The organism is Nocardioides sp. S5 (assembly GCF_017310035.1).
Taxonomy (GTDB): domain Bacteria; phylum Actinomycetota; class Actinomycetes; order Propionibacteriales; family Nocardioidaceae; genus Nocardioides.
In genome coordinates this window covers 4672844-4697949 of record NZ_CP022296.1, presented here as the reverse complement: position 1 = coordinate 4697949, position 25106 = coordinate 4672844, and the positions used below count along the sequence as shown (strand labels likewise).

Here is a 25106-nt window from a genome sequence, read left to right as displayed (position 1 = left end):
GTGCCGGGGACGGGACGGGGCCCGCTGCCGGTGGCGGCCGTCGTGCCGGTGAAGCCGCTGGCCCTCGCGAAGTCCCGGCTCGCCCTGCCGGCCGGGCACCGCCGTGCGCTGGCGCTGGCCTTCGCGCTCGACACGGTCGCCGCGCTCGCCGGCACCCCGGCTGTCGCCGGGGTGCTCGTGGTCACCTCCGACGCCGAGGTGGCGCGCCGCGTACGCCGTCTCGGTGCACGGGTCGCCGCGGACCGGGGTGCCGGACTCGACGCCGCCGTCCGTGACGGGGCCCGCGTCGCGTCGTCGTGGCTCCCGGGCACCGGTGTGGCGGTCGTGCCGGGAGACCTGCCGTGCCTGACCGTGGACGACGTCGGCGGGGTCCTCCGCGCGGTGGCCGCCGGGTCCGACCGGGGAGCCTTCGTGCCCGACCGTGCCGGCACGGGCACCACCTTCGTCGTGCACGCCCCGGGGACGGAGGTCCGCACCAGGTACGGCGCGGCGTCGGCGGCCCGGCACCGCGCCCTCGGGTTGCGAGCGCTCGACGACGCGCCGTGGGGTGCGCGCCACGACATCGACACCGTCGACGACCTCTCCGCCGGCTGCGACCACGGCGTCGGACCGAGGACCCGCGCCGCTGTCACGGCGGCCGGTGGTGTCCTCGGACCCCGCACCCGCGTCGGCGCGGGCTGAGCTCAGTCGTCGCTGGCGGCCCAGCCCGTCACCCGGACGATGCGGCACACCAGCACCCGGTGGAACGGCTTGTCGGCGTACTGCGGAACCGTCGTCGCGAGCCGGTCGGCGAGCGCCTCGACCAGCGCCTCGTCGGGGTCGGGGACGTGCTCGGCGTCGGTGCGCACCCACCACAGCCGCGACCACTCCTCGGCGTCCCAGTGCTCGACGAGCAGCGAGCCGCGCGGGTCCGCGTCGAGGTTGTCCTCGCGCTGCAGGCGCGAGGAGGCCTTGGGCTTCACCCGGTCGATCGGTACGCCGACGTGGCCGTCGTGAACGGCGTAGACCACCGGCTGCGGGTCGGGCCCGCGCTCGGGGTGGAGCGTGGCGAACACCCCGTGGACGTGCTCCTCGAGACGGGCTCGGGCGGCTTCCTCGGACAACCTCATCGCTGGCTCCACCTCTCGGGTGTCGGGTGCGGGACCCAGCCAGCCTCGCCGATGCGGCCCCGGCGGACCATCACGCCATTCTCAACGTTGCCGCCCGAGCCTTGACCCCCCGCCGGGTTCCCGGCGAGGTTGTCGGCATGAACCTGGCCTCCTGGGTGGAGCGCAACGGACGGCGGCTCCGTGAGCGGCCGGCGCTGGCCGCGGGCGACGAGGTACGAGCCACGTGGGGTCAGCTGGCCGCGCGGGTGGCGGGCGGTGCCGCCGGACTGCGCGGGCTCGGCCTCGAGCCCGGCGACCGCGTGGCGATCGTGATGGCCAACGCGCCGGAGTACCTCGAGGCGCAGCTCGCCGCCTGGCACGCGGGCCTGGTCGCGGTCCCGGTCAACGCGCGCCTGCACCGCGAGGAGATCGCCTTCATCCTCGACAGCTCCACGACCGGGGTCGTGCTCACCGACGACGCGCACGCCGAGGACGTCGAGTCGCTGCTCGACACCGTGGCCTGCCTGCGCCGGGTCGTGCGAGTGCCGGGCCCGGAGTGGGACGCGCTGCGGACCAGCGACCCGTTGCCGCTCACCGACCGTCACCGCGACGACCCGGCCTGGCTCTTCTACACCAGCGGCACGACCGGGCGACCCAAGGGCGCCACCCTCACCCACGGCAACCTGCTGATGGCCTCGCTCAGCTACTTCGCCGACATCGACCCGGTGGCGGCGACCGACAGCGTGCTGCACGCCGCGCCGCTGTCCCACGGCTCGGGGCTCTACGGCCTGCCGCACCTGGCACGCGGGGCGGTGAGCGTCTTCCCCTCCGGGCCCACCCTCGGTGGCGAGGAGCTGCTCGCGCTGCTCGCGCGCTGGCCCGGGATGTCGTTCTTCGCCGCGCCGATCATGATCAGGCGGCTGGCCTCCGACCCGGTCCTCGTCGCAGCGGGTCCCGGGGAGCTGGCGGGTCTCAAGACGATCATCTACGGCGGAGCGCCGATGTACCTCGCCGACCTCGAGGACGCGCTCGCGACCTTCGGTCCCCGCCTGGCCCAGATCTACGGCCAGGGCGAGACCCCGATGACCATCACCGGGCTGTCGAAGGCCGACCACGCCGACCGCGACCACCCGCGGTGGCGCGAGCGGATGCAGGGCGTCGGCTTCCCCCGCACCGACGTCGAGGTGCGCGTCGTCGACGAGGACGACCGCCCGCTCCCGGCCGGGGAGGCCGGCGAGATCGTCGTACGCGGTTCGGTGGTGATGGCCGGCTACTGGGAGCAGCCGGAGGCGACCGCGGAGACCCTGCGCGGCGGCTGGTTGCACACCGGCGATGTCGGCAGCTTCGACGACGACGGCTTCCTGACCCTGCGGGACCGGTCCAAGGACCTCATCATCAGCGGCGGGATGAACATCTATCCGCGCGAGGTCGAGGAGGCCCTCCTGGTCCACCCCCACGTCGAGGCGGCGGCCGTCGTCGGGCGACCGGACCCGGAGTGGGGGGAGTCGGTGGTGGCTTTCGTGGTCACCGACGGCACGCAGGTGCCGATCGAGGATCTCGACCGCACGTGCCTGGACCGGATCGCGCGGTTCAAGCGGCCCAAGGATTACGTCTTCCTCGACGCTTTGCCGACCAACAACTACGGCAAGGTGCTGAAGCGGGAGCTGCGCGAGCGGCTCTGACGCTCCCGCCCGCGCGCGTTGAGGAAACCATGAGCACCCGCTCCCTTGCGGAGCATCGGCGCCCGATTGTGAGATACGACACAAGGGCCCGTCCGGGACGTGACCAGCGCCGGCCGTGGGCCGAGACCGCTCCCGAGGAGATTCCCGATGAAGCTCGCCCTCTACCTGCCCACGTTCCGCAACCACGTCACGGTCCAGGAGCTCGCGGACCTGACCGACCTGGCGGAGGAGCTCGACTTCGACTCCGTCTGGACCCTCGACCGCATCATCGTCCCGGAGGCCTCGGACCGCGCCGAGATGCAGTACCCGTTCGGGATGATGGACCAGTTCCCCCTGCAGATGCCGGTGGAGTCGAAGGGCAAGTGGTTCCAGGGCTGGCCGATCCTGCCCTGGCTCGCCGCCCGCACCGAGAAGGTGCGTATCGGCATGAGCATCACCGACACCCCCTACCGCTCCCCGGGCGTCTTCGCCGCCGAGTGCGCCACCATCGACCACCTCTCCAACGGCCGCCTCAACGTCGGCGTCGGCGCCGGCTGGATGCCCGAGGAGTTCGCCGCCGCGAGCGCCACCCACCTCTTCCCGCGTCGCCACGCCCACGTCCGCGAGACCATCGAGATCTGCCTGGGCATCTGGCAGAACGAGATCTTCGAGTACCACGGCGAGTTCGCCGACTTCGAGCCCGCGGGCTTCGGCCACCAGCCGGTGCAGAAGCCGCACCCGCCGATCTACTTCAGTGGCCTCAAGGACCCCAAGCGCTCGGCCAACCGGGTCGCGAAGTACGGCCTGTCGGGCTGGATCGGCATCCAGGACTCCCCGGCCGAGCTCACCGAGTGGCGTACGGCGATCGCGCGCGAGCTCGAGGAGAAGGGCAAGTCGATCGACGACCTCGACATGTGCTCGATGATCTGGTTCACCATCACCGACACCGAGACCGACCAGACCGACAACCGCAAGGTGTCCAACCTGCTGGTGGGCACCGAGCAGCAGATCGTCGACCGGCTCAAGCAGTACCAGGAGGCCGGGCTCACGATGCCGCTGCTGTGGCCGCCCTTCTCCGACGTCCCGGTGTCGAAGACGCTCGACGACCTCAAGCGCCTGAAGTACGACATCATGCCGAAGGTGGAGGCCTCCTGAGGTGGGGCGGCGGCTGAGGCGGGGCCAGCGCGTCCAGCACACGCTCGGCCTCCGCCGTCGCTCCATCGGCGTCCACGTCCGGCGAGCCGACGCGCGGGGAGAAGTTGAGGTCCACGAGGACCTCGGTGGCCCCGTGGCTCGCCAGGTCGGCCAGGTCGCCGAGGACCTGCTGCCGCGTCCCGTGCCCCCGACGGCGACCGTGGCCGGGATCCTCGGCGACCAGGTCGACCACCGTCCGCACCAGGATGCGTACGGCGTCGGGGTCGCGGCCGGCCTCCTCGGCACCGGCCCGCACGAGTGCGACGGAGCGGGCGAGGGACTCCAGGTCGGTGCGGGTGCTGCCGATCCAGCCCTCGGCCAGGCGCCCGGCCCGGCGCAGCGCCGGCTCCGCGGCTCCACCGACGAGGACCGGCGGGTGAGGTCGCTGGACCGGGCGCGGGCCGACGTGGGAGCGCGGCACGGTGTAGAACTCGCCGTCGAACTGGACCGGGTCCTGCGTCCACACGGCCTTCAGGCAGCGGACGTACTCCTCCATGCGGGCACCACGCCGCTGGAACGGCACGCCGGCGGCGACGTACTCCTGCGGCAGCCAGCCCATCCCGATCCCGGTGGTCACGCGGCCGCCGCTGAGGTGGTCCAGGGTGGACATCGCCTTGGCCAGCACCACCGGCGGCGTGAACGGTGCACACACCGTGGCGGTGCCGAGGCCGATCGTGCTGGTGTGGGCGGCGACGAAGGCCAGTGGCAGCACGGCGTCGTGCACCGAGGCGTACGCCGGGTCGCCGACCGGTCTCGTGCCCGGGTTGTGCGCGGCGTCGGGCTCGCCGTCGAGCGGCTGGAGCAGACGCTGGAAGGTCCACAGCGACGCCCAGCCCAGCTCCTCGGCCCTGCGGGCGAGGTGGATCATCGTGGTGGGGGTCGCCCAGCTGCCCGACACCGGCAGACCGAACCCCAGCAGGGGAAGATCGCTCACACCTCGCACGATGCCACTCCCGGCGGCTCCCGCGCCGTCGCCGCCACCCGACGCAAGGACAACATCTCCTCATGACGACCTCGCCGCTCACCATCGGTTACAAGGCCTCGGCCGAGCAGTTCGGCCCCCGCGAGCTCGTCGGGCTCGGCACCCGCGCCGAGGAGGTCGGCCTCGACAGCGTGTGGCTCAGCGACCACCTCCAGCCCTGGCGCCACGAGGGCGGCCACGCCCCCAACGCGCTCGCGGTGCTCGCGGCCCTCGGTGAGCGCACGGACCGCGTGGTGCTCGGCACCAGCGTGCTCACCCCGACCTTCCGCTACAACCCGGCCGTCCTGGCTCAGCAGTTCGCCACCCTCGCGCTGCTCGACCCCGGCCGGGTGGTGCTCGGTGTCGGCACGGGCGAGGCGCTCAACGAGGTCTCCGTCGGGCTCGGGGAGTGGCCGGACTTCAAGGAGCGCTGGGCGCGCCTGCGCGAGTCGGTGCGGCTGATGCGCGAGCTCTGGGCCGGTGAGCGGGTCACCTTCGACGGCGACTACTACCGCACCGTCGACGCCACGATCTACGACCGCCCCCACGGCGGCGTGCCGATCTACGTCGCGGCCGGCGGCCCGCAGATGGCGAAGTACGCCGGTCGCGTGGGCGACGGCTTCATCTGCACCAGCGGCAAGGGGATGGACCTCTACACCGACAAGCTGCTACCCGCGGTCGCCGAGGGCCTCGAGGCAGCGGGCCGGGCCTCCGGCGACATCGCGCGGATGATTGAGATCAAGCTGTCCTACGCCCCCACCCGCGAGGAGGCGCTCGAGAACTGCCGCTTCTGGGCGCCGCTGTCGCTGAGCGCGGAGCAGAAGCACCAGCTCGACGACCCGGTGGAGATGGCCGCCGCCGCCGACCGGCTGCCGATCGAGCAGGTGGCCTCGCGCTGGATCGTCGAGACCTCGCCCGAGGCGGTCGTCGACGCCGTGCGCCCCTACGTCGACGCGGGCTTCGACCACCTCGTCTTCCACGCCCCGGGCCACGAGCAGGAGGCGTTCCTCTCATCCTTCGGTGCCGAGGTGCTGCCGGGCCTGCGCGAGCTCGGCGCGTAGGCCACCGGGCCCAGCAGGGCCCGAACGGGTGTGGTGGCGCGTCCGCGGACGTGCCTATGGTCCTTCGGCGATGAGCTCCCACTCCGGCGTCCACGACGGGCGCGTCCTCAGCCTCACCTACACCAGCGCGGCCACGCGCCTGCTCTCCGTCGGCCAGCTGGTCGAGCTCATCGAGCAGATCCGCCCCAAGAACGAGCGCCTCGGCGTGACCGGCCTGCTGCTCTACAGCGGCGGCAACGTCATCCAGACGCTCGAGGGTGACACGTCGTCGGTCGAGTCGGTCTTCGACGCCATCCGTGCCGACGCGCGCCACAGCGGCGTACGCGTGGTGGACAGGCGACTCGCCGACGAGCGCGCCTTCACCTCCTGGTCGATGGGCTTCCGCAACATCAGCGCCCGCGAGGTCGCCGAGCTCCAGGACTTCACCGCGTTCGCGCGCGAGTCCGTCGGCGATGACCTCAGCGCCCACGCGGTGGCGGCCTTCAGCCTGCTCGACACCTTCCGCGTCAACGCCGTCTGAGCGTCGCCGGACCCACCTCGACGGGCGGTGAGGGGTTTCGCGGCGCGCCGTAGGGTCGGATCCATGCAGACTCGCACCATCGGACACCAGCAGGTCGGCGCCATCGGCCTGGGCCTGATGACCTTCGACCAGACCGGCACCCAGCCGCGCCAGCAGCTCCTCGACACCGTCACCGCCGCGCTCGACGCCGGCGTCACGCTGTTCGACACCGCCGACGCCTACGGGCCCGGCGACGAGAAGGGGGCGGGCGCCCAGGGTGAGAACGAGCGACTGATCGCCTCGATCCTCGACGAGCTCGGCGTCCGCGACCGCGTGCTGCTCGCCACCAAGGGCGGCCACGTCCGCACCGACGGCGGCGGCTGGGACACCGACAGCTCGGCCGAGCACCTCCGCAGCGCCGTCGACGCCAGCCTCCAACGGCTCGGGGTCGAGCAGATCGCGCTGTGGCAGCACCACCGGCCGGACCCGAAGGTCCCCTACGACGAGGTCATCGGCACGCTGAAGGAGATCGCCGGCAGCGGCAAGGTCGCCCGCGTGGGGCTGTCCAACGCCGACCCCGACCAGATCCGCGCCGCGCACGCCGTCCTCGGTGACGCGCTGGCGAGCGTGCAGAACCAGTTCAGCCCGAAGTTCCGCAGCAGCAAGCCCGAGATCGACGTGTGCGACGAGCTCGGCCTCCCGTTCCTGCCGTGGAGCCCGCTCGGCGGCCTGGGCGACGCCAAGGAGCTGGCCGAGAAGCATCCGGCCTTCGCCGAGATCGCCACCGAGCGCGGGGTGAGCGCCCAGCAGGTGGCGCTGGCCTGGGAGCTCGCGCAGTCGCCGGTCGTCATCCCGATCCCCGGCGCCAAGCGGCCCTCGTCCATCACCGACTCGGCGGCTGCGGCCGACATCGAGCTGACGTCCGACGAGGTCGCCCGCCTCGACGCGAGCTGACGCAGGTGGCACGACCGCTGCTCGCCCGCGCCGTCGACGCGGCGATGGACCGCTCCCTGGTCCTCGGCTACACCACGATCGGCCTCGCCGTGCGGCGTACGCTGCCCGGCTGGCCGGCGGACCCGCCCGCGGGTGCGCTGGCCGGTCGCCACGTGCTCGTCACCGGCGCCAGCTCCGGGCTCGGCATCGCGACCGTGGAGGGCCTGGCCCGGCTGGGCGCCACGGTCCACATGCTCGTGCGTGACGAGGAGAAGGGCGCCGGTGTCGCGGACCGGCTGCGGGCGGTGCTGCCCGGCACCGAGCTGCTGCTGTGGCGCTGCGACGTCGGCGACCTCGACGACGTACGCCGCTTTGCCGCCGACTTCGCAGAGGAGGTCCCCGAGCTGCACGCGATCGTGCACAACGCCGGCGTGATGCCGCCGACGCGCACCGAGTCCGCGCAGGGCCACGAGCTCAGCATGGCGGTGCACGTCCTCGGGCCGGTCGTGATGACCGAGGCGCTGCGTGGGCCGCTGGTGGGCGGTCGGGTGGTGCTGGTCAGCAGCGGCGGGATGTACGGCCAGGCGCTGCGCGCCGACGACCCGGGCTACCTCACCGGCGACTACTCACCCACGACGGCGTACGCGCGGTCCAAGCGGATGCAGGTCGAGATGGGGCCGCTGCTCGGCGAGCGGTGGGCCGGCGACGGCATCACCGTGGCCACGATGCACCCCGGCTGGGCCGACACCCCCGGCGTGCAGGAGTCGCTGCCGCGCTTCCGCTCGATCACCCGGCCGGTGCTGCGCGACGACGCCCAGGGCGCCGACACGAGCGTGTGGCTCGCCGCGGTCGAGCCGGCACCGCCCACGGGTCGCTTCTGGCACGACCGGGTCGAGCGGCCCACCAGCATCCTGCCCACCACGCGGCCGAACCCGGATGCCCGGGCGCGCGCGTGGCTGTGGCTCACCGAGGCCGCCGGGCTGGGCTGAGCGGCGACCCCTAGGGTGGCGCGGGTGCTGAGCCTGCAGATCGACGACGCCCGCCTGTCCGACCTCGAGACGTGGCACGCCGAGCAGCTCGCCGGGCTGTTCCGAGCGCACGGCGAGGACTTCTACGACTGGCTGCCGTGGGAGGGCTTCGAGGACGTCGAGGGTGCCCGCGGCTTCATCGACAGCTTCACCAGGGGCCGGGGCGAGGGCACCCGCCGCCTGTACGGCATCTGGATCGGGGACGAGCTGGTGGGCGGGACGCTCTTCCCGAGCATCAACGCACGCTCCCGGATCGCCGAGGTCGGTGTCTTCCTCGCCGCCTCGGCCCGCGGTCGCGGCATCGTCACCCGCGCCGTCGCGGCCATGCTCGACTGGGCGTTCGCCGAGCGCGGGCTGCACCGCGTCGAGTGGCGCTGCGCCCCGGGCAACCTCGCCAGCAGACGCGTCGCCGAGCGCCTCGGCTTCACCCACGAGGGCACCCTCCGCGAGGTGTTCCCCGTGCGCGAGGAGCGCCAGGACCTCGAGGTGTGGGCGATCCTGTCCCGCGAGTGGTCCGGCCTCCCGCCTCGGCGGTAGACCGGACCACTCGCCGTGGTCAGACCTTCGTACGTCGCGGCGGTCGCTCGTCGCGGATCGGACCGGGCGTGGTGCCGTTGACGCGCGCCACCTCGCCGGCCACCTCGGCCGCGAGCAGGCGCCGCTCGGCGCGCTCGATGAGCCAGTTCTCGTGCAGCAGCGCCTTGGCCGTGGCCACCATCATCCCGATCATCACGATGCTGAACGGCAGCGCCAGCAGGATGGCCATGGTCTGGAGGGCGCCGAGGCCGTCCTGACCGGTCACGGCGCCGGCGATGATGAGCGTGGCCGCGATGAGACCCTGCAACACGGCCCAGAACACGCGCGACCAGACCGGCGGCTGGGGGTTGCCGCCGCTGGCGAGCATGTCGACGACGAACGAGCCGGAGTCGGAGCTCGTCACGAAGAAGACGACCACCAGGATCATCGCGACGACGCTGAGCAGGCCCGAGGCCGGCAGCCCCTCGAGGAACTGGAACAGCGCGGCGTCGGTCGAGACCGCGCCGTCCTCACCGACCAGTCCGCCCTCGCCGAACATTTCGCGGTAGATGGCCGACCCACCCAGGACCGAGAACCAGAGGAAGGTCACGAGCGTCGGCACCAGCAGCACGCCGGTGACGAACTCGCGCACGGTGCGGCCGCGGGAGATGCGGGCGATGAAGACGCCGACGAACGGCGCCCAGCTCATCCACCAGCCCCAGTAGAAGGTCGTCCAGCCGGACAGCCAGGCGCTTCCGTCCTCACCCTGGAAGCTCATCGTGCGGAACGACAGCTCGAGGAAGTTGCGGCCGTAGGAGCCGAGCTGCTGGACGAAGTCGCCCAGGATGAACACGGTGGGGCCGAGGATCGCCACGACGAGGAGGAGCGCGGCGGCCAGGCCCATGTTGATGTTGGAGAGCCACTTGATGCCCTTGTCGACGCCGGTGGCCACGGAGACGATCGCGATGACGCTGATCCCGACGATGAGGGCGACCTTGAGGGTGGTCGACGCCTCGTCGACGAAGCCGAGGTAGGCCAGGCCGGCGCTGATCTGGCTGACGCCGAAGCCCAGCGAGGTCGCGACACCGAAGAGCGTGCCGATGATGGCGATCACGTCGATCACGTCACCGAGCGTTCCCTTGACCCGGTCGCCGAGGAGCGGCTCGAGCGCCCAGCGGATCGAGATCGGTCGTCCCTTGCGGTGCACGGCGTACGCGACCGCCAGGCCGACGACCACGTAGATGCCCCACGCGTGCAGGCCCCAGTGCAGGAAGGTGGTGTCCATCGCAGCCCGGGCGGCCGCGGCGTCGCCGTCGGCGGTGCCGGGCGGCGGTGAGGCGAAGTGGTTCAGCGGCTCGGCAACGCCCCAGAACACCAGGCCGATGCCCATGCCGGCGGCGAAGAGCATCGCGAACCACGACTTGAGGCCGAACTCGGGCTCCTCGTCGTCCTTGCCGAGCACCACGCGGCCCATCGGCGAGAAGGCCACCCACAGCGAGAAGGCGATGAACGAGCTCACGAGCAGGACGTAGAACCAGCCGAGGTCACCGATGACGGTGCTGTTGAGGCTGCTGAGGGTGTCGCCGAGGCGCTGGGGCAGTGCCACGGCGAGGCCGACGAACACGAGGATGATCGCCGCGGCGGGCCAGAAGACCCGCGGCGCGGTGATCGCGGCGTCGGGGCGGAGGCCCTTCTGGACGGGGACGTCCGCCTCGAGGGGCGGCGAAGGGGGACTGTCGGGGGAGCTGGACACGTTTCTTTCCTCACTGGTGGATCGGTCGGTCTCGGTCACAGAGCCATAGACCCTTCCACATTTCGGCCCGAGAGCGCATCTGACGGGGGTCGGGTGGGTACAGGCACGAGTTGCTCGCCGGTAGTCCACCGGGATGTGGCTGTCAGCCCCCGGTAGTCCACCGGGATCTGGTCCGCCCCACGCCGGCTGGCCCACCAGTTCCCGGTGGACTGCGCCCCGGTCCGGGACGCGCCGCCCAGAAATCTTGACTCGTTCAAGAAAAGACGGCAGGCTTGCCGGCTATGCACGACCACGACTTCGAGCACCTGCTCCGTGGCGCAGAGCTGCGGGTCACCCGCCCGCGCCTCGCGGTGCTGCGCGCCGTACGCCGACACCCGCACGCCGACACCGGCAGCGTCCTGGCAGCCGTGCGCGTCGAGGAGCCGGCCGTGTCGCACCAGGCGGTCTACGACGTCCTCGGCGTGCTCTCCGAGTCGGGCCTGGTCCGCCGGATCCAGCCCGCCGGCTCCGTCGCCCGCTACGAGCTGCGCGTCGGCGACAACCACCACCACGTCGTCTGCCGCTCCTGCGGCGAGGTGGCCGACGTCGACTGCGCGGTGGGCGTACGCCCGTGCCTCGACGCCTCCGACACCCACGGCTTCGTCATCGACGAGGCCGAGGTCACCTACTGGGGCACCTGCCCCGCCTGCTCCACCGACCGCACGCCATCCCAGTCCCGCACCACGGAAGGAACCCGATGACCGACAGCGAGAACACCGGCCCCGAGAGCCCGCAGGGCGTCGACCGCAAGGCCGAGGCCGGGTGCCCGGTCATGCACGACTCCGCCACCGCCGAGGGCAGCGAGAGCGAGAACCCCGTCATCGACTCGCCCGAGCCCAAGCAGGGCCGGCCCCACACCAACCAGGACTGGTGGCCCAACCAGCTGGACCTGTCGGTGCTGCACGCGCACTCGCCGAAGGGCAACCCGCTCGGCGCCGACTTCAACTACCGCGAGGCCTTCGCGCAGCTCGACGTCGAGGCGCTGAAGTCAGACATCGCCCAGACGCTGCGGACCTCGCAGGACTGGTGGCCCGCCGACTTCGGCCACTACGGCGGCCTGATGATCCGGATGAGCTGGCACTCCGCGGGCACCTACCGCGTCTTCGACGGCCGCGGCGGCGCGGGCGACGGCGGCCAGCGCTTCGCCCCGCTCAACTCGTGGCCCGACAACGCCAACCTCGACAAGGCGCGCCGGCTGCTGTGGCCGGTGAAGCAGAAGTACGGCCAGAAGATCTCGTGGGCCGACCTGCTGGTGCTCGCCGGCAACGTGGCGCTCGAGGACATGGGCTTCGAGACCTTCGGATTCGCCTTCGGCCGCGAGGACGTGTGGGAGCCGGAGGAGATCTACTGGGGTCCCGAGGACACCTGGCTCGGCGACGAGCGCTACGCGGGTGAGCGCGAGCTCTCCGACGGCCTCGGCGCGGTCCAGATGGGTCTCATCTACGTCAACCCCGAGGGCCCCAACGGCAACCCGGACCCGGTCGCCTCGGCGCGCGACATCCGCGACACCTTCGCCCGGATGGCGATGAACGACGAGGAGACCGTCGCCCTCATCGCCGGCGGCCACACCTTCGGCAAGACCCACGGCAACGGCGACGCCGACCTCATCGGCCCGGAGCCCGAGGGTGCCCCGATCGAGAACCAGGGCCTCGGGTGGATCAGCTCGTACGGCTCGGGCAAGGGCGGCGACACGATCACCTCCGGCCTCGAGGTCACCTGGACCGACGTGCCGACGCAGTGGAGCAACCGCTACTTCGAGATCCTCTTCGGCTACGAGTGGGAGCTCACCGAGAGCCCGGCGGGCGCCAAGCAGTGGGTCGCCAAGACCGACGACGCGATCATCCCCGACGCCCACGACCCGTCGAAGAAGCACCGTCCCACGATGCTGACCTCCGACCTCGCGCTGCGCTTCGACCCGGCCTACGAGAAGATCTCGCGCCGTTTCCTCGAGAACCCCGAGGAGTTCCGCCTCGCCTTCGCCAAGGCCTGGTACAAGCTGCTCCACCGCGACATGGGCCCGGTCGGCCCGCACCTGCTCGGCCCGTGGGTCCCCGAGGCCCAGCTGTGGCAGGACCCGGTCCCGCCGGTCCAGGGCGAGCTCATCGGCGACGCCGACATCGCCACGCTGAAGGACAGGCTGCTCGACTCGGGCCTCTCGGTCGCGCAGCTCGTGGAGCTGGCCTGGGCGTCGGCGGCCACCTACCGCGGCACCGACCGCCGCGGTGGCGCCAACGGTGCGCGCATCCGCCTGGAGCCGCAGCGCAGCTGGGACGTCCACGCCGACCTCGACCTCGACACCTCGCTCGCCGCGATCGAGCGCGTGCAGTCCGAGTTCAACGACGCGCAGTCGGGCAAGCAGGTCTCGCTCGCCGACCTCATCGTCCTCGGTGGTGCGGCCGCGATCGAGAAGGCGGCCCGCGACGCCGGCCACGAGGTGAGCGTGCCGTTCACCCCGGGCCGTACGGATGCCTCGCAGGAGGAGACCGAGGTCGACTCCTTCCGCTGGCTCGAGCCCCGCGCCGACGGCTTCCGCAACTGGATCCGCCAGGGCGAGAAGCTCCAGCCGGAGAAGCTGCTGCTGGACAAGGCCTACCTGCTCGGCCTCTCGGCCCCGCAGATGACCGTCCTCCTCGGCGGCCTGCGCGCTCTGGGCGCCAACGCCGGCGGCACCGCCCACGGTGTGCTCACCGAGCGTCCCGGCACCCTCACCAACGACTTCTTCGCGAACCTGCTGTCCCCGGGCACGCAGTGGAAGGCGTCGCAGTCCGACGAGGGCGTGTACGAGATCCGCGACGCCGCGTCCGGTGACCTGAGGTGGACCGCCACCGCGGTCGACCTCGTGCTGGGCTCGAACTCGCAGCTGCGGGCGCTGTCGGAGGTCTACGCCTCCGAGGACGCACGCGAGAAGTTCGTCGGTGACTTCGTCGACGCGTGGGCCAAGGTCATGGACAACGACCGCTTCGACCTCCGCTGAGGTCGTACGCCTGATCACCGTCGGGATCCCCGGATACCCGGGGATCCCGACGACAGCGCGGTGATCCTGGTGCGCGAGCCGCACCAGGACCACCGCACTAGCCTCGGTCCATGGTCGACCACGCCACGCCGAACCTGCCCTCCCGCGACCTCGACGCGACGGCTGCGTTCTACGCAGCGCTCGGTTTCGCGACGGCGTACAGCTCTCCGGGCTGGCTCATCCTCGAGCGCGGTTCGCTGGTGCTGGAGTTCTTCCCCGATCCGGGCCTCGACCCGGCCACCACCGCGGCCGGGTGCTGCTTGCGGGTCGACGACCTCGATGGGTTGTACGCCGACTGCGTGGCCGCGGGCTTGCCCGTGACGCACGTCGGCCGGCCGCGGCTGCACCCGCCGACGGTGGAGGACTCGGGGATGCGGATCGGCTACCTCGTCGACGCCGACGGCAACCTGCTGCGCCTCGTGCAGAACCTCTAGGCGGCTCACGCTGACCGGACGTCATGGGAAGTGGCGGTCCGGACGACCAGTTCTCATGACGTCCGGGGGTGGACCTCGACCTCGTCGCCGACCGAGATCGTGCCGGAGCCCAGCAGCCGGAAGACCGTCCCGCCGCGGGGCGAGCGCAGCGCCTGCATCGCGCCCGGCCCCAGCCAGTCGTCGAGGAGCCGGCAGGGCGCGGCGATGCGGACCACCTCGAGCTCGACGTCGCCGATCGTCATCCGCTCACCGGGGCGCGTCGGGATCGGCCCGCGGTCGAGGGTGATGTTGCGCCGCGTCAGTCCCGGGTCGACCGGTCGCCCGAGCACCTCGGCGGCGACCGCGAGGTCGTCGAGCGCCTGCACGGTGACGTGGCGGTGCTTCGTGCCGTGGTAGCGGTCGCCCACCAGGCCGGCCCCGGCCTCCGCCTCGACCGACGGCACGGACCTCGCCGGGATCTTCCGGCCCGGGGCGAGGTGGATCGAGTGCACGCGGGAGCTCACGACCGAGACGGTACTTCCCCGTTCGACATCGTCGTACGTTCGAGCGATCTCACCCCTAGGGGTTGAGGACGTCGCCGTTGGCTGGTTCGATCGGCGGATGAATCCGGGATCAGCAACAGTGGCCGCAGAAGCGACGCAGGGCGAGTGGGAGTGGCTCGCGACTGTCGAGGACGCGATCAACTCGACCTTCGACCCGCTGGCCAACGCTGTCGCCTCGGTGATCTTCTACGCGCCGACGATCGGCGGGGTGTCCTTCCCCCTCATCGTGCTGTGGCTCGTGGTGGCGGCCGTCGTCTTCACGATCTACTTCAAGGGCATCCAGTTCGTCTCCTGGAGGACGTCGATGGACCTGGTCCGGGGCAAGTTCTCCCGTGCCAGCGACCCCGGTGAGGTCACGCACTTCCAAGCCCTGACCTCGGCCGTGTCGGGCACGGTCGGTCTCGGCAACATCGCCGGTGTCGGCGCAGCCGTGACGCTCGGCGGTCCGGGAGCGACGTTCTGGATGATCATCGCCGGCCTCTTCGGCATGTGCACCAAGTTCGTCGAGTGCACCCTCGGCGTGAAGTACCGCGAGGTCCACGAGGACGGCACCGTCACCGGCGGGCCGTTCCGCTACCTGCCCGTCGCCTTCGAGCGCTTCGGCAGCGGGGTCTCCCGCACCCTCACCACGATCTTCGCCGTCGCGCTGTTCTTCTTCGGCGCCGTCGGCGGCAACATGTTCCAGGCCAACCAGACCTTCGCCCAGGCGCGCGAGGTCACCGGCGGCGACGACGGGTTTCTCGGCTCGGCCGGCTCTGCGCTGATCTTCGGCCTGGTGCTGGCGTTCCTCGTCGGCGCCGTCATCATCGGCGGCATCACGTCGATCGCCAAGGTGACCTCGCGGCTGGTCCCGGCCATGGCGATCCTCTACCTCGGCACCTGCCTGCTGGTGATCCTCGGCAACATCCCCAACATCCCCGCCGCCTTCGGCGAGATCATCAGCGGCGCGTTCAACCCCGAGGGGGTCGCCGGCGGTGCGCTCGGCGTCCTCATCATCGGCTTCCAGCGCGCGGCCTTCTCCAACGAGGCCGGTGTCGGCTCGGCGCCCATCGCCCACTCGGCGGTGAAGACCAAGCACCCCGTCAGCGAGGGCTTCGTCGCACTCCTCGAGCCGTTCATCGACACCGTGGTCATCTGCACCATGACGGCCCTGACCATCGTCATCGCCGACTCCGCCTACTACTCCGAGCAGCGTGAGATCGTCGCCGGCGGCGGTCCGACCCCGGACGGCGTCGTGGTGACCTCACGGGCCTTCGAGACGTTCCTGCCGCAGTTCCCGGTGATCCTCGCGATCGCGGTGGCGCTCTTCGCCTTCTCGACGCTGATCACCTGGTCCTACTACACGATGAAGGCGTGGACGCAGCTGTTCGGCCGGTCGAGGCGGAGCGAGGCGATCTTCAAGGTCGTGTTCTGCGCCTTCACCGTGGTCGGCAGCGTCATGACCTTCACCTCGGTGCTCACCTTCGCCGACTCCATGCTCTTCGTCTGCGCGATCGTCAACCTGCTCGGCTGCTACCTCCTCCTGCCGAAGGTGCGCGAGGAGCTGCGCTCGTTCCGCGAGGGCCGAAGCACGGGTGCGATCAAGGAGGTCCCGGTCGAGGAGCGCGCCACCACCTGACCGGGCGGCGTTCCTCGACGACCCCCACCGGTGCCGAGAGCTGGGCGAAGGTGGTGACGGCGAGGGCGGCGACGAGGGCGATGCCGGCCAGCACGACGCCGGCGTCGAGGAAGCCCGACCAGCCGCCACCGGGGCGTACGCCGACCGCGAGGAGGCCGGCGGCGGCGAGCACGACCCCGGTGGTGGCGAAGATGCGGTGGGGACGACCGGGAGCGACGCCTGCCATGCCGCCGCGCAGGACGCTCCAGACCACGAGCACGGCGGTGCCCCATGCCAGACACACGAGCACGGCCCCGATGATGTCGGCCGGTCGGTGCCAGCTGGCGACGAGCATCGCGGTCGCGGTCACGGTGATCGCGCCGGAGCCGACGAGCGAGACGGTGGTGCGTGCCCGGTCGGGCACGACCAGGAGGGCTGCCAGCACCAGCGAGACCACCACCGTCGCGTGGCCGCTGGGGAAGCTCTCGACCGTGAGGTTGCCGTAGTCGGGTCGCTCGGACAGGGCCTTCATGGCCTGCGTCGTCAGATTGGCACCCAGGACGAGGACGCCCGCCGCCGCCGCGGCGGAGTAGCGCTGGCGCAGGACGGCAGTGCCGATGAGCAGCACGACGGCCAGCGCGACCGAGCCGAGGGAGACGTTGCCCAGCACTCCCACCAGCTGTCGGGTGGCGGCACGGTCACCGACGACCACGTCCATGCTCGCCTGGTCGAGCGCCTGCCCCAGGCTGGTCTGCTGGCTACGGTCACCCAGCCACAGCAGCGCCACGAAGCTCAGCAGGCAGACGCCGAGACAGGCCGCGGTGCTGCGCCAGCGCTGCCACTGCTCGTGCGCCGGCCGCACCACCGCGGTGACGCGCTCGGTCGTCATGCCGTCATGGTGGCACGCGACCGCACGCCGGCACTCCCGCACCCGTACGCCGATGCGTGTGCCGGCGCACCCGACCGGGGCGACGACGTCAGGTGGGCATCCGGGCTCGCAGGAAGCGCACGGTGCGGTCCATCGCGGCGACGAAGGCCGGCCCGAAGGCGTGCGCGTCGTCGTACCACTCCAGCGTGGAGTCGACGCCGGCCGCGGTGAGGGCGCGCTGGCTGGCGCGTGCCCACTGCGGCGGACAGGTGTCGTCGAAGCGGCCGTGCACCAGCAGGACCGGCTCGGTGATCTGGTCGAAGGCCGGGCGGGAGGAGACGCCGCGCCAGAACTCCGGGTCGTCGGCAGGCAGGCCGTGGCGGCCGCGGTAGGACGCCCGCAGCTCGGCGAGTGGCGCGTCGGGGCGCTGGAACTGCGCGAAGTTCTCCGCCTCGAGGCTCGACACCGAAGCCCAGCCGGTGCCGGCGGCGAAGAGGCCGGGCTCGGCGGCCAGCGCCTTGAGCATGACGCCGCCGCCCATCGAGCGGCCGAACAGCGCAATCCGGTCGGGGTCGACGCGCACGTCGCGGGAGTCGGCCAGCGCGCGGGCCGCGGCGACGACGTCGGCGGAGTAGCCGAGGCGTACGGCGGTCTCGATGCGCGGGTCGTCGGTGGACTCGGCGTGGTTGCGGTAGTCGACGTGCAGCGCGACGAAGCCGCGCTCGGCGAGGTAGCCGCGCTCGCGCGTCATGCCCTGACCGCGGACGTAGTAGGCAGGGTCGATGTAGCCGTGGGCGAGCACGACGGCCGGCCACCCCCGACCACCGGGTGCGCGCCCGGTCGGCACGTTGAGCACGCCGCTGATCCGCAGCGGTGCGGTGCCCTCACCGGCGGTGGTCGAGGCGAAGGTGACGTCGTACGACGTGAAGGCCGCGGTCCGCTCGCGCACAGCGCCCAGCCGCAGGTCGCCGCCGGTGAGCTCGGCCTCGGCGAGGGCCGCGACGGAGATCGGGTTCGGCGGCTCCTCCTCGACCGGCTCCTCGGTCGGCTCCTCGGTCGGGGTCGCAGTGGCGTCCTCGGAGGGCGACTCCGAGGACGACTCGCTCGACGCGGAAGGCGTCGGCGCCGATGCCGGTTCGTCTGCCGGTTCGTCGCCACCCGCGGTGTCGGAGCACGCGACGAGCAGGAGCAGGGGTGCCAGCGCGGTGGCGGCGCGGAGCCGGAGGCCGTCCATCGGTCCAGTGTGCGTGACGGGTCCCAGCCCCGGTCCGGTCACACTCGTGCTCGCCCGCGCGTCGAGAGGTTGGCAGGGTGGGCGATGACGAGGGGGAGCCGATGGACACCACGCAGGTCTTCGAGGCCGAGCGACCGCGCCTGCTGGGCCTCGCCGCGCGGGTGCTCGCCGACCACACCGAGGCCGAGGACATCGTGCAGCAGGCGTGGCTGCGCCTGGAGCGGACCCGCTCGCGCGAGGACGTGGAGATCGAGAACCTCCCGGCCTGGCTCACCACGGTGACCACCCGGCTGTGCCTGGACCGGTTGCGTGCACGTGTGCCGGTGCCGGTGGAGGAGGTCGAGACGTCCGGGACCGGGCCCGACCCGGCCGACGACGTCGCCCTCGCCGACACCGTCGGCGTCGCGCTCCAGGCGGTCATCGACCGGCTGACCCCGCGCGAGCGGGTGGCCTTCGTGCTCCACGACAGCTTCGGCTTCGAGTTCGCCACGATCGCCTCCGTCCTCGACACCACGCCCGCCGCGGCGCGCAAGCTCGCGTCGCGGGCGCGGGCCAAGGTCGCCCAGCCGGCCGCCGAGGACGCGCTCGCCGACTGGGAGGTGGTGGACGCCTTCATGGCGGCCGCGCGTGGCGGCGACCTCGAGCGGCTGCTGCGGCTGCTCGCCCCGGATGCGGTGGTCGGTGCCGACGAGGCGGCGGTCCTCGCCGGGACGCCGGCGACGATCGAGGGCCGCGACGAGGTCGCGGCGTTCTTCGACGGCAGCGCCCGGGCGGCGCTCCCCGTCCTCGTCGGCGACCGGCCGGCGTCGGCGTGGTTCCTGCGCGGGGAGGCCCGGGTCGTCTTCGACTTCACCGTGCGCGACGGCCAGGTCCACGCCATCACCTTCCGCGCCGACCCCGCGGTCCTGGCCCGGGTCGTTCGCCGTGAGGGCGGCGCGCCGAGGTAGCGGTCACACCTGGCGGCCTCCGGCCGTCACATCACTGAAGCCCCACCGAGGAGGAACCGATGAAGACCATGACGTGCCGCCAGCTCGGCGGACCCTGCGACCTCGCGCACCGCGGCGAGACCCACGACGACGTGATCAACGCCCAGGACCAGCACCTCAAGGCCGCGGAGAAGGACGGCGACGCCGCCCACCAGCCGGCCCGCGACGAGATGAAGTCGCGCTGGCGTCACCCCAAGCGGTCGCTGGGGTGGTACCGCGACATGAAGCAGGCCTTCGCCGACCTGCCCGAGGGCTGAGCCCGGACCCGCGCTGGGTCAGCGCACCCGGCGGTCGGCCAGAAGCCAGGCCGCGCCGGCGCTCACCGCGGTGGCGCCGAGGACCGATGGCCAGGTGCCGACCTTCTTCGCCAGGGGGTGCGAGACGCCCATCGCGGTCCAGTAGGCAGCGGTCAGCCCGGCCGCGAGCGGCGCCCCGCCGACGGCGTACCACTGCCGTGCGGCGACCGCGTTGGCGCCGAGCATCGCGGCTCCGCCGAGGGGGCGTACGCCGGTGCGCTGGGCGAGCGCGAACCCGCCGACGAGGCCGGCGGCGAGCAGGGGGGCGGTGGGGACCGTCGAGGAGGCAGGCACGACGCCGAGACTAGCGAGCAGACCCATGGCCACGACGGCCCCTGCAGGTCACACTGGATCCCCCCGAGCGAAGGACTGCACTGTGAGCGATCTCCAGGTCATGGCCACCATCCCCGTCAAGGCCGAGGCGGTCGAGCAGGTCCGTCCCGCGCTGCAGGCGCTCGTCGAGGCGACCCGGGCCGAGGAGGGGTGCGTGGCCTACGACCTGTTCGAGTCCGCCGCGGCGCCGGGCACCTTCGTCACGCTCGAGCGGTGGCGTGACGCCGACGCCCTGGACGCGCACATGCGCACGCCCCACGTGGCGGCCGCCTTCGCCGCCGCCGAGGGTGCGCTCAGCGGGGACGTCGCGATCCACCCGCTCCAGCCCGTGGGCTGAGCGCGCACGTCTGCGCGAGGCCGAGCGCCCAGCAGGTCGGGCACCCGCGCAGCAGCACTGCCGCCGGCACCACCAGCAGGAGCGCGAGCGGACCCCACCACGGCACCAGCACGAAGGCGGCCACCATCATCGGCAGGCCGAACGCCCCTCGGACCAGGTGCCGCGGGACGCTGCTGCTGGCGAACATCGTGTCGGGCTGGGTCACGGGTGGTGTTCGACGCCGTGCTCGTCGGCGGATTGTCCGGCGACGTCCGGCGGATCTACTCCGACGGCTCCGGGGTGTCGACGTCGACGTCGGGGCAGTCGACCTTCGGGTTCACGCCGGCGTAGTTGAGCGGGCCGGCGACGATGTTGAGCACGATGTCGGTGGCCTCGGAGCAGTTGGTCCGGGAGTCTTCGAAGTAGCCGCGTTCATAGGCGGCGAACCCGCCGATGACGAGCCAGATCACGAGCAGGATGCCGATCAGTCGTCCCATGGGGGTGCCTCCTCGTCGAGGACGGCGAGACCGCCGTCACTGCCGACTATGCGCCCGCCGACCGTGGACTGCCACCCTCGCAGGGGTAGGCGGGCCGAGGGTGGGACCGGCGATGGAGGGCGCCGCGCCTGCCCGGGGGCCCGCTGCGCCAGCCGCATCCCGGAGATGCCGCGCGGAAGCCGAGGTAGCTGCGGATCATCGAGCCGGCGCCGGCCTGGCGGGATCGTACGGCTGTCTGGCACGCGAGGTATCTAGGGACGTTCTGGCTGGTTAGACGGGCAGGACGCCTCCCATTTCGTCCCCAGATACCAACCGGTGGGAGGCCGGGCCGCCGCCAAGCGTCAGCCGGTGAGGTTGTGCACGTAGCACCAGCGCCACGCCTCGTCGGGCTCGGCGGACTGCATGACCGGGTGGAGTCTCTCGTGGAAGTGCGCGGTCGCGTGCCTGCCGACCGAGGAGTCGCAGCACCCGACGTGGCCGCAGGTCAGGCACTGGCGCAGCGAGACCCACCGAGTGCCGTCGGCCAGGCAGGTCGCGCAGGCGGGGTCGTCGACGGTCTCGACCACCGGGTGCTCGACGAGGTCGTCGCACTCGCGCCCGGAGGTGAAGGCGAGGGAGCCGGTGCGCACGCTGGCGCGTGCCTCGGTGCCGGCGTCGAGCATGGACTCCTCGATGTCGAGCAGCCCGAGCACCTGGCTGACGACCTCGGAGTCGACCTGGCCGTGGCTGCGGACCTCGAGGACCTTCGCGCGCTCGGCCTCGATCATCTCGCCGCGGATCCGGGCGTAGAGCTCCGACGGCGTCTCCTCGCCGACGGCCGTCGAGAGCTGCTCCCACGCGGCGAAGGAGCGCTGCTCGAGGCGGGCCCGGATCTGGGTGCCGACGCCGTGGTGGTCGTCGAAGTCGAGCTCCTCGAGCCGGGCGTTGCCGGCGTCGGAGGCCTGCTGGAGCAGGGCCGCGCGGGCCAGCGCGTCCTCGGCCGGGTCGGGGGAAGGCACCTTCAGCAGCCGCGTCAGCAGCGGCAGCGTGAGGCCCTGGAGCAGGAGGGTGCCGGCCACGACGGTGAAGGCGGCCAGCAGCAGCACCTCGCGGTGCGGGGCGTCCTCGGGGATGACGAAGGCGGCCGCGAGCGTCACGACGCCGCGCATGCCGGCCCAGCCGATGAGGAAGGTCCACGACGCGGGAAGCGGGTCCGCGCCCAGGCCCCGCGCCAGCCAGGTGGCGTACACCCAGGCGAGGCGTACGGCGATCACGGTGACGAGGGTGGCCACGCAGACCAGCGCGATGCGGCCCGGCGAGAGCGTGGAGTCGCCGACGTCGGCCAGGATCCAGTCGAGCTGGAGGCCGATGAGGAGGAAGACGGTGTTCTCCAGGACGAAGGCCACCGTGCGCCAGGTGATCCGCTCGGTGATGCGCGACTGCGCGGTCTGGATGATCGGCGCCTTGTGGCCCAGGAGCAGGCCGGCCACCACCACCGAGATCACACCGGAGGCGTGGATCTCCTCGGCCGCCACGAAGGCCGCGAAGGGTGTGAGGAAGCTGATCGCGGTGTCCAGCAGCGGGTCGGTGATCCGCTTGCGCAGCCACGCGACCAACGCGAAGAAGCCGACGCCGATGACGACGCCGCCGCCGGCTGCGACGAGGAAGTCGAGGCCGACCTCGGCGATCGCCACGCCTCCGGAGATCGCGGCGATCGCGGTGCGCAGCGACACCAGCGCGGTGGCGTCGTTGAGCAGCGACTCGCCCTCGAGGATCGTGACGACCCGGCGCGGCAGGCCGATCTTGCGCGCGACCGCCGTCGCGGCGACGGCGTCCGGCGGTGCGACGACCGCACCGATCGCGATGGCGGCCGCCCACCCGATGCCGGGCACGAGCCACTCCACCACCGCGCCGACCGCGAGCGAGGTGAGCACGACGAGCACGATCGAGAGCCGCAGGATCGAGCCGCGGTTGGCGTTGAAGTCGACCAGCGAGGTCTGGATCGCCGCGGCGTAGAGCAGCGGCGGGAGCAGCCCGAGCAGGACCACCTCGGACTCGAGGTAGATGGTGGGCACGGCGGGGACGTACGACGTCGCCGCGCCGACGACGAGCAGGAGCAGCGGCGCCGGGACCCCCACGCGTTCGCTGACCGCGGTCGCGGCCAGGACGACGGCGGCCATCGACACGAGGAGCAGGGCGAGTTCCACGCAGTGATTGTCGCCCCGGGCCGCGACCGCCGTCGCGCCGGCTCAGGAGGCGAGCAGGTCGTCGATCTGGTTGATGGCGGACGAGGCGCCCTCCACGGCACCCATGTCGAGCACCTGCTGGAGGCTCTCGGCGGAGGCGTAGGTGCCGACGTACGTCGCCCGTGTGCCGCCCTCGACCTCGGTGAACGTGTAGTCGTTGCGCGACACCGGGAGGTCAGGGTTGGGCGTGAAGCTGTCGTCGAGGGCGAAGCCGTCGTCGAAGGAGAAGCCGCTGGGCGCGCGCACGTCGGTGACGGTCCAGTAGCCGTAGTAGTGCTCGCCCTCGGGGCTGGTCATGTAGTAGGTCACCCGCCCGCCGGGGGTGAGGTCGTGGTCGACGAAGGTGGCCGGGTAGGTCGGCGGGCCCCAGACGCGCTCGAGCTGGCGCGGGTCGGCGTAGACCTCCCACACCCGCTCGACCGGGGCGGCGAACTCGGCGGTGATGGTCAGGGTGAGGGCGTCGAGGTCGTGCTGGACGTCGGTGACAGGCATGGGTCAGTCCGTTCCGTGAGTGGTGTCGTGAGTGGTGGTGGGTGGTGTGTCGGGTGTCGCGAGCAGCTCGTCCATCCGGGCGATGCGGCCGCGCCAGAGCGCCTCGAGCTCGCCGAGCACCAGCCCGACCGATCGCACGGCCTCCACGTCGCCGCTGGCCAGGGCCTCGCGGCCCTGCCGACGCTTGGTCAGCAGGCCGGCACGCTCGAGCACGGCGACGTGCTTCTGCACGGCCGCGAAGCTCATGTCGTAGCTCTGGGCCAGCGCGGTGACCGAGTGCTCCCCGGCGAGCACGCGGCGCAGGATGTCGCGCCGGGTGCGGTCGGCCAGCGCGTGGAACCACGCGTCGGCGCGGTCATCGTCGCTGCTGTTCATGGGACTAACATACAACTAACTGGTTGTACGTTGTCAAGGGCCCACCCCCACGGGGGTGCAGGACGCGCGAGGGGGCATGGGATCAAGGTGAGGAGGGTTAACATCCCAAACGGTGCGGTCCGCGCGCCGTACCCGAAGGAAGTGGGCACCCCCGTGCAGCGACTCGAGGCAGGACTCCGTCTCGGGGACCGCTACGTCCTCCAGGAGCGCATCGCCTCCGGTGGCATGGCCGACGTCTGGAGCGGCCTCGACGACGTGCTCCAGCGCGTGGTGGCGGTCAAGGTCATGCGCGCCGACCCCGAGAACGAGCAGATCTTCGCCGAGCGCTTCCGCGACGAGGCCCTGCACTCCGCTGCCCTGATGCACGCCAACATCACCACGGTCTTCGACTACGGCGAGGACGAGGACCACCTCACGTTCCTCGTCATGGAGCTCGTGGACGGCCAGCCCCTGTCCGCGATCATCCGGGAGCAGGGTGCCCTGCCGCCCGACGTGGTGCGATCCGTGCTCGCCCAGGCATCCCTGGCCCTCGGTGTGGCCCATGAGGCCGGCGTCGTGCACCGCGACGTGAAGCCCGCCAACATCCTCGTGCGCGAGGACGGCGTGGTGAAGCTGACCGACTTCGGCATCGCCCGCGCCATGGATGCCATCGGGCACACGAGGGTGGGCGAGATGCTCGGCACCCCGAACTACATCAGCCCCGAGCAGGCGGTCGGCGAGCAGGCGACCGGCGCGAGCGACCTGTACGCCCTGGGCGTGGTCGCGCACGAGATGCTCACCGGCACCCGTCCCTTCGACCGCGGCACGCCCATCGCAACGGCGCTCTCGCACGTCAACGAGCCCCCGCCGCCGCTGGGCGACGACGTCCCCGCCGACCTCCGCGAGGTGGTCGAGCTGCTGCTCGACAAGGACCCGACCAAGCGGCCGGCCAACGCCCACGACGTCGCGACGATGCTCGGTCTCGGAGCGGCCGAGATGTCCGGCGTCGACCTCGACCTCGCCGCCGGCGTCCCGAGCGTCCACGTCGGCATGCCGCTGACGCCGATCACCCCGCTGACCCCGGTCAGGGCCTCGCGCCCCGCCGGCGGGTCCGCCGCTCTGGACGAGCCGACCGTCGCCGCGCGGCGCGAGGACCTGCTGGACTGAGCTTTCCTCGTCGGCGCCA

Annotated in this window: 28 protein-coding genes; 16 read left to right on the top strand and 12 right to left on the bottom strand. The window is 72.2% G+C overall.

What is annotated here, in order from left to right:
• The gene (gene cofC / locus CFI00_RS23165) at positions 1-681 is read left to right on the top strand and encodes a 2-phospho-L-lactate guanylyltransferase (protein WP_207083281.1); all 681 of its coding nucleotides are present in this window, start codon (positions 1-3) and stop codon (positions 679-681) included.
• A 2-nt stretch (positions 682-683) separates the two neighbouring features.
• On the opposite strand, the gene CFI00_RS23160 is transcribed toward cofC, so the two are convergent.
• The gene (locus CFI00_RS23160; RefSeq protein WP_207083280.1) at positions 684-1109 is read right to left on the bottom strand and encodes a pyridoxamine 5'-phosphate oxidase family protein; all 426 of its coding nucleotides are present in this window, start codon (positions 1107-1109) and stop codon (positions 684-686) included.
• A 137-nt stretch (positions 1110-1246) separates the two neighbouring features.
• Here CFI00_RS23160 and CFI00_RS23155 point away from each other — a divergent pair, with 137 nt between their 5' ends.
• Positions 1247-2770, top strand: coding sequence for an AMP-binding protein (locus CFI00_RS23155; protein WP_207083279.1), 1524 nt, complete (start codon positions 1247-1249; stop codon positions 2768-2770).
• Positions 2771-2917: 147 nt separating this feature from the next.
• Positions 2918-3904, top strand: a complete 987-nt coding sequence (locus CFI00_RS23150; protein WP_207083278.1) for an LLM class flavin-dependent oxidoreductase — start codon at positions 2918-2920, stop codon at positions 3902-3904.
• Here the strand turns inward: CFI00_RS23150 and CFI00_RS23145 are convergent.
• A complete protein-coding gene (locus tag CFI00_RS23145) occupies positions 3879-4877 on the bottom strand; it encodes a TIGR03619 family F420-dependent LLM class oxidoreductase (protein ID WP_207083277.1) in 999 nt (332 codons plus the stop codon). The two genes, CFI00_RS23150 and CFI00_RS23145, sit on opposite strands and share 26 nt — an antisense overlap.
• 71 nt (positions 4878-4948) lie before the next feature.
• Between CFI00_RS23145 and fgd the strand changes: the two genes are divergently transcribed.
• The 5 genes from fgd (at position 4949) to CFI00_RS23120 (ending at position 8962) form a co-directional block, all read left to right on the top strand.
• Positions 4949-5965: a glucose-6-phosphate dehydrogenase (coenzyme-F420) gene (gene fgd / locus CFI00_RS23140; protein WP_207083276.1), complete on the top strand. Its 1017-nt coding sequence runs from the start codon at positions 4949-4951 to the stop codon at positions 5963-5965.
• Between the two features lie 70 nt (positions 5966-6035).
• Entirely contained in the window at positions 6036-6485 is a 450-nt protein-coding gene (locus CFI00_RS23135; RefSeq protein WP_207083275.1) for a BLUF domain-containing protein, read from the top strand.
• Between the two features lie 63 nt (positions 6486-6548).
• A complete protein-coding gene (locus CFI00_RS23130; protein ID WP_207083274.1) occupies positions 6549-7418 on the top strand; it encodes an aldo/keto reductase in 870 nt (289 codons plus the stop codon).
• A gap of 5 nt (positions 7419-7423) precedes the next feature.
• On the top strand, positions 7424-8386 hold the full coding sequence (locus CFI00_RS23125; protein ID WP_207083273.1) for an SDR family NAD(P)-dependent oxidoreductase: 963 nt from the start codon (positions 7424-7426) through the stop codon (positions 8384-8386).
• A 24-nt stretch (positions 8387-8410) separates the two neighbouring features.
• Positions 8411-8962, top strand: coding sequence for a GNAT family protein (locus CFI00_RS23120; protein WP_207083272.1), 552 nt, complete (start codon positions 8411-8413; stop codon positions 8960-8962).
• 19 nt (positions 8963-8981) lie between these two features.
• Here the strand turns inward: CFI00_RS23120 and CFI00_RS23115 are convergent, their stop codons facing one another.
• Positions 8982-10694: a BCCT family transporter gene (locus tag CFI00_RS23115; RefSeq protein WP_242532597.1), complete on the bottom strand. Its 1713-nt coding sequence runs from the start codon at positions 10692-10694 to the stop codon at positions 8982-8984.
• Positions 10695-10975: 281 nt separating this feature from the next.
• Here CFI00_RS23115 and CFI00_RS23110 point away from each other — a divergent pair, with 281 nt between their 5' ends.
• The 3 genes from CFI00_RS23110 (at position 10976) to CFI00_RS23100 (ending at position 14180) form a co-directional block, all read left to right on the top strand.
• Positions 10976-11434 carry a Fur family transcriptional regulator gene (locus tag CFI00_RS23110; RefSeq protein ID WP_207083271.1) on the top strand — a complete coding sequence of 153 codons (459 nt, stop codon included), beginning with the start codon at positions 10976-10978 and terminating at the stop codon, positions 11432-11434.
• Positions 11431-13707: a catalase/peroxidase HPI gene (gene katG, locus CFI00_RS23105; protein ID WP_207083270.1), complete on the top strand. Its 2277-nt coding sequence runs from the start codon at positions 11431-11433 to the stop codon at positions 13705-13707. Before CFI00_RS23110 ends, katG begins: the two co-directional genes overlap by 4 nt.
• A 110-nt stretch (positions 13708-13817) precedes the next feature.
• Positions 13818-14180 carry a bleomycin resistance protein gene (locus CFI00_RS23100; RefSeq protein WP_207083269.1) on the top strand — a complete coding sequence of 121 codons (363 nt, stop codon included), beginning with the start codon at positions 13818-13820 and terminating at the stop codon, positions 14178-14180.
• Positions 14181-14233: 53 nt separating this feature from the next.
• Here CFI00_RS23100 and CFI00_RS23095 read toward each other — a convergent pair whose 3' ends face one another.
• Positions 14234-14683, bottom strand: coding sequence for an MOSC domain-containing protein (locus CFI00_RS23095; protein ID WP_207083268.1), 450 nt, complete (start codon positions 14681-14683; stop codon positions 14234-14236).
• A gap of 118 nt (positions 14684-14801) precedes the next feature.
• Between CFI00_RS23095 and CFI00_RS23090 the strand changes: the two genes are divergently transcribed.
• Positions 14802-16340: an alanine/glycine:cation symporter family protein gene (locus CFI00_RS23090; protein ID WP_242532596.1), complete on the top strand. Its 1539-nt coding sequence runs from the start codon at positions 14802-14804 to the stop codon at positions 16338-16340.
• Here CFI00_RS23090 and CFI00_RS23085 read toward each other — a convergent pair.
• Together CFI00_RS23085 and CFI00_RS23080 are read right to left on the bottom strand one after the other, a co-directional pair.
• On the bottom strand, positions 16303-17208 hold the full coding sequence (locus CFI00_RS23085) for a phosphatase PAP2 family protein (protein ID WP_207083266.1): 906 nt from the start codon (positions 17206-17208) through the stop codon (positions 16303-16305). The genes CFI00_RS23090 and CFI00_RS23085 overlap by 38 nt on opposite strands.
• A gap of 88 nt (positions 17209-17296) precedes the next feature.
• Positions 17297-18421: a prolyl oligopeptidase family serine peptidase gene (locus tag CFI00_RS23080; RefSeq protein ID WP_207083265.1), complete on the bottom strand. Its 1125-nt coding sequence runs from the start codon at positions 18419-18421 to the stop codon at positions 17297-17299.
• Positions 18422-18522: 101 nt separating this feature from the next.
• Between CFI00_RS23080 and CFI00_RS23075 the strand changes: the two genes are divergently transcribed.
• The gene (locus CFI00_RS23075; protein WP_207083264.1) at positions 18523-19368 is read left to right on the top strand and encodes a sigma-70 family RNA polymerase sigma factor; all 846 of its coding nucleotides are present in this window, start codon (positions 18523-18525) and stop codon (positions 19366-19368) included.
• 59 nt (positions 19369-19427) lie between these two features.
• Positions 19428-19664 carry a DUF1059 domain-containing protein gene (locus CFI00_RS23070; protein ID WP_207083263.1) on the top strand — a complete coding sequence of 79 codons (237 nt, stop codon included), beginning with the start codon at positions 19428-19430 and terminating at the stop codon, positions 19662-19664.
• 18 nt (positions 19665-19682) lie between these two features.
• Here CFI00_RS23070 and CFI00_RS23065 read toward each other — a convergent pair whose 3' ends face one another.
• Positions 19683-19997, bottom strand: a complete 315-nt coding sequence (locus CFI00_RS23065) for a hypothetical protein (protein ID WP_207083262.1) — start codon at positions 19995-19997, stop codon at positions 19683-19685.
• Positions 19998-20079: 82 nt separating this feature from the next.
• Here CFI00_RS23065 and CFI00_RS23060 point away from each other — a divergent pair, with 82 nt between their 5' ends.
• Positions 20080-20373, top strand: a complete 294-nt coding sequence (locus CFI00_RS23060) for a putative quinol monooxygenase (protein WP_207083261.1) — start codon at positions 20080-20082, stop codon at positions 20371-20373.
• Here the strand turns inward: CFI00_RS23060 and CFI00_RS23055 are convergent.
• The 5 genes from CFI00_RS23055 to CFI00_RS23035 form a co-directional block, all read right to left on the bottom strand.
• A complete protein-coding gene (locus CFI00_RS23055; protein WP_207083260.1) occupies positions 20330-20578 on the bottom strand; it encodes a hypothetical protein in 249 nt (82 codons plus the stop codon). The two genes, CFI00_RS23060 and CFI00_RS23055, sit on opposite strands and share 44 nt — an antisense overlap.
• Before the next feature lie 55 nt (positions 20579-20633).
• Complete coding sequence (locus tag CFI00_RS23050) at positions 20634-20849, bottom strand: hypothetical protein (protein ID WP_207083259.1); 216 nt, start codon at positions 20847-20849, stop codon at positions 20634-20636.
• 341 nt (positions 20850-21190) lie between these two features.
• Positions 21191-23035, bottom strand: coding sequence for a Na+/H+ antiporter (locus CFI00_RS23045; protein WP_242532595.1), 1845 nt, complete (start codon positions 23033-23035; stop codon positions 21191-21193).
• A gap of 42 nt (positions 23036-23077) precedes the next feature.
• Positions 23078-23566, bottom strand: coding sequence for an SRPBCC domain-containing protein (locus CFI00_RS23040; protein WP_207083258.1), 489 nt, complete (start codon positions 23564-23566; stop codon positions 23078-23080).
• A gap of 3 nt (positions 23567-23569) precedes the next feature.
• Positions 23570-23941 carry a metalloregulator ArsR/SmtB family transcription factor gene (locus CFI00_RS23035; RefSeq protein WP_207083257.1) on the bottom strand — a complete coding sequence of 124 codons (372 nt, stop codon included), beginning with the start codon at positions 23939-23941 and terminating at the stop codon, positions 23570-23572.
• 141 nt (positions 23942-24082) lie between these two features.
• Between CFI00_RS23035 and CFI00_RS23030 the strand changes: the two genes are divergently transcribed.
• On the top strand, positions 24083-25087 hold the full coding sequence (locus tag CFI00_RS23030; protein WP_207083256.1) for a serine/threonine-protein kinase: 1005 nt from the start codon (positions 24083-24085) through the stop codon (positions 25085-25087).
• Positions 25088-25106 lie beyond the last annotated feature (19 nt).

Excerpts from the sequence above, each read along its gene's own strand:
- CFI00_RS23160 (WP_207083280.1), bottom strand. The coding sequence starts at position 1,109 with ATGAGGTTGTCCGAGGAAGCCGCCCGAGCCCGTCTCGAGGAGCACGTC.
- CFI00_RS23155 (WP_207083279.1), top strand. The coding sequence starts at position 1,247 with ATGAACCTGGCCTCCTGGGTGGAGCGCAACGGACGGCGGCTCCGTGAG.
- CFI00_RS23150 (WP_207083278.1), top strand. The coding sequence starts at position 2,918 with ATGAAGCTCGCCCTCTACCTGCCCACGTTCCGCAACCACGTCACGGTC.
- fgd (WP_207083276.1), top strand. The coding sequence starts at position 4,949 with ATGACGACCTCGCCGCTCACCATCGGTTACAAGGCCTCGGCCGAGCAG.
- CFI00_RS23135 (WP_207083275.1), top strand. The coding sequence starts at position 6,036 with ATGAGCTCCCACTCCGGCGTCCACGACGGGCGCGTCCTCAGCCTCACC.
- CFI00_RS23130 (WP_207083274.1), top strand. The coding sequence starts at position 6,549 with ATGCAGACTCGCACCATCGGACACCAGCAGGTCGGCGCCATCGGCCTG.
- CFI00_RS23110 (WP_207083271.1), top strand. The coding sequence starts at position 10,976 with ATGCACGACCACGACTTCGAGCACCTGCTCCGTGGCGCAGAGCTGCGG.
- katG (WP_207083270.1), top strand. The coding sequence starts at position 11,431 with ATGACCGACAGCGAGAACACCGGCCCCGAGAGCCCGCAGGGCGTCGAC.
- CFI00_RS23100 (WP_207083269.1), top strand. The coding sequence starts at position 13,818 with ATGGTCGACCACGCCACGCCGAACCTGCCCTCCCGCGACCTCGACGCG.
- CFI00_RS23085 (WP_207083266.1), bottom strand. The coding sequence starts at position 17,208 with ATGACGACCGAGCGCGTCACCGCGGTGGTGCGGCCGGCGCACGAGCAG.
- CFI00_RS23080 (WP_207083265.1), bottom strand. The coding sequence starts at position 18,421 with ATGGACGGCCTCCGGCTCCGCGCCGCCACCGCGCTGGCACCCCTGCTC.
- CFI00_RS23075 (WP_207083264.1), top strand. The coding sequence starts at position 18,523 with ATGGACACCACGCAGGTCTTCGAGGCCGAGCGACCGCGCCTGCTGGGC.
- CFI00_RS23070 (WP_207083263.1), top strand. The coding sequence starts at position 19,428 with ATGAAGACCATGACGTGCCGCCAGCTCGGCGGACCCTGCGACCTCGCG.
- CFI00_RS23050 (WP_207083259.1), bottom strand. The coding sequence starts at position 20,849 with ATGGGACGACTGATCGGCATCCTGCTCGTGATCTGGCTCGTCATCGGC.
- CFI00_RS23040 (WP_207083258.1), bottom strand. The coding sequence starts at position 23,566 with ATGCCTGTCACCGACGTCCAGCACGACCTCGACGCCCTCACCCTGACC.
- CFI00_RS23035 (WP_207083257.1), bottom strand. The coding sequence starts at position 23,941 with ATGAACAGCAGCGACGATGACCGCGCCGACGCGTGGTTCCACGCGCTG.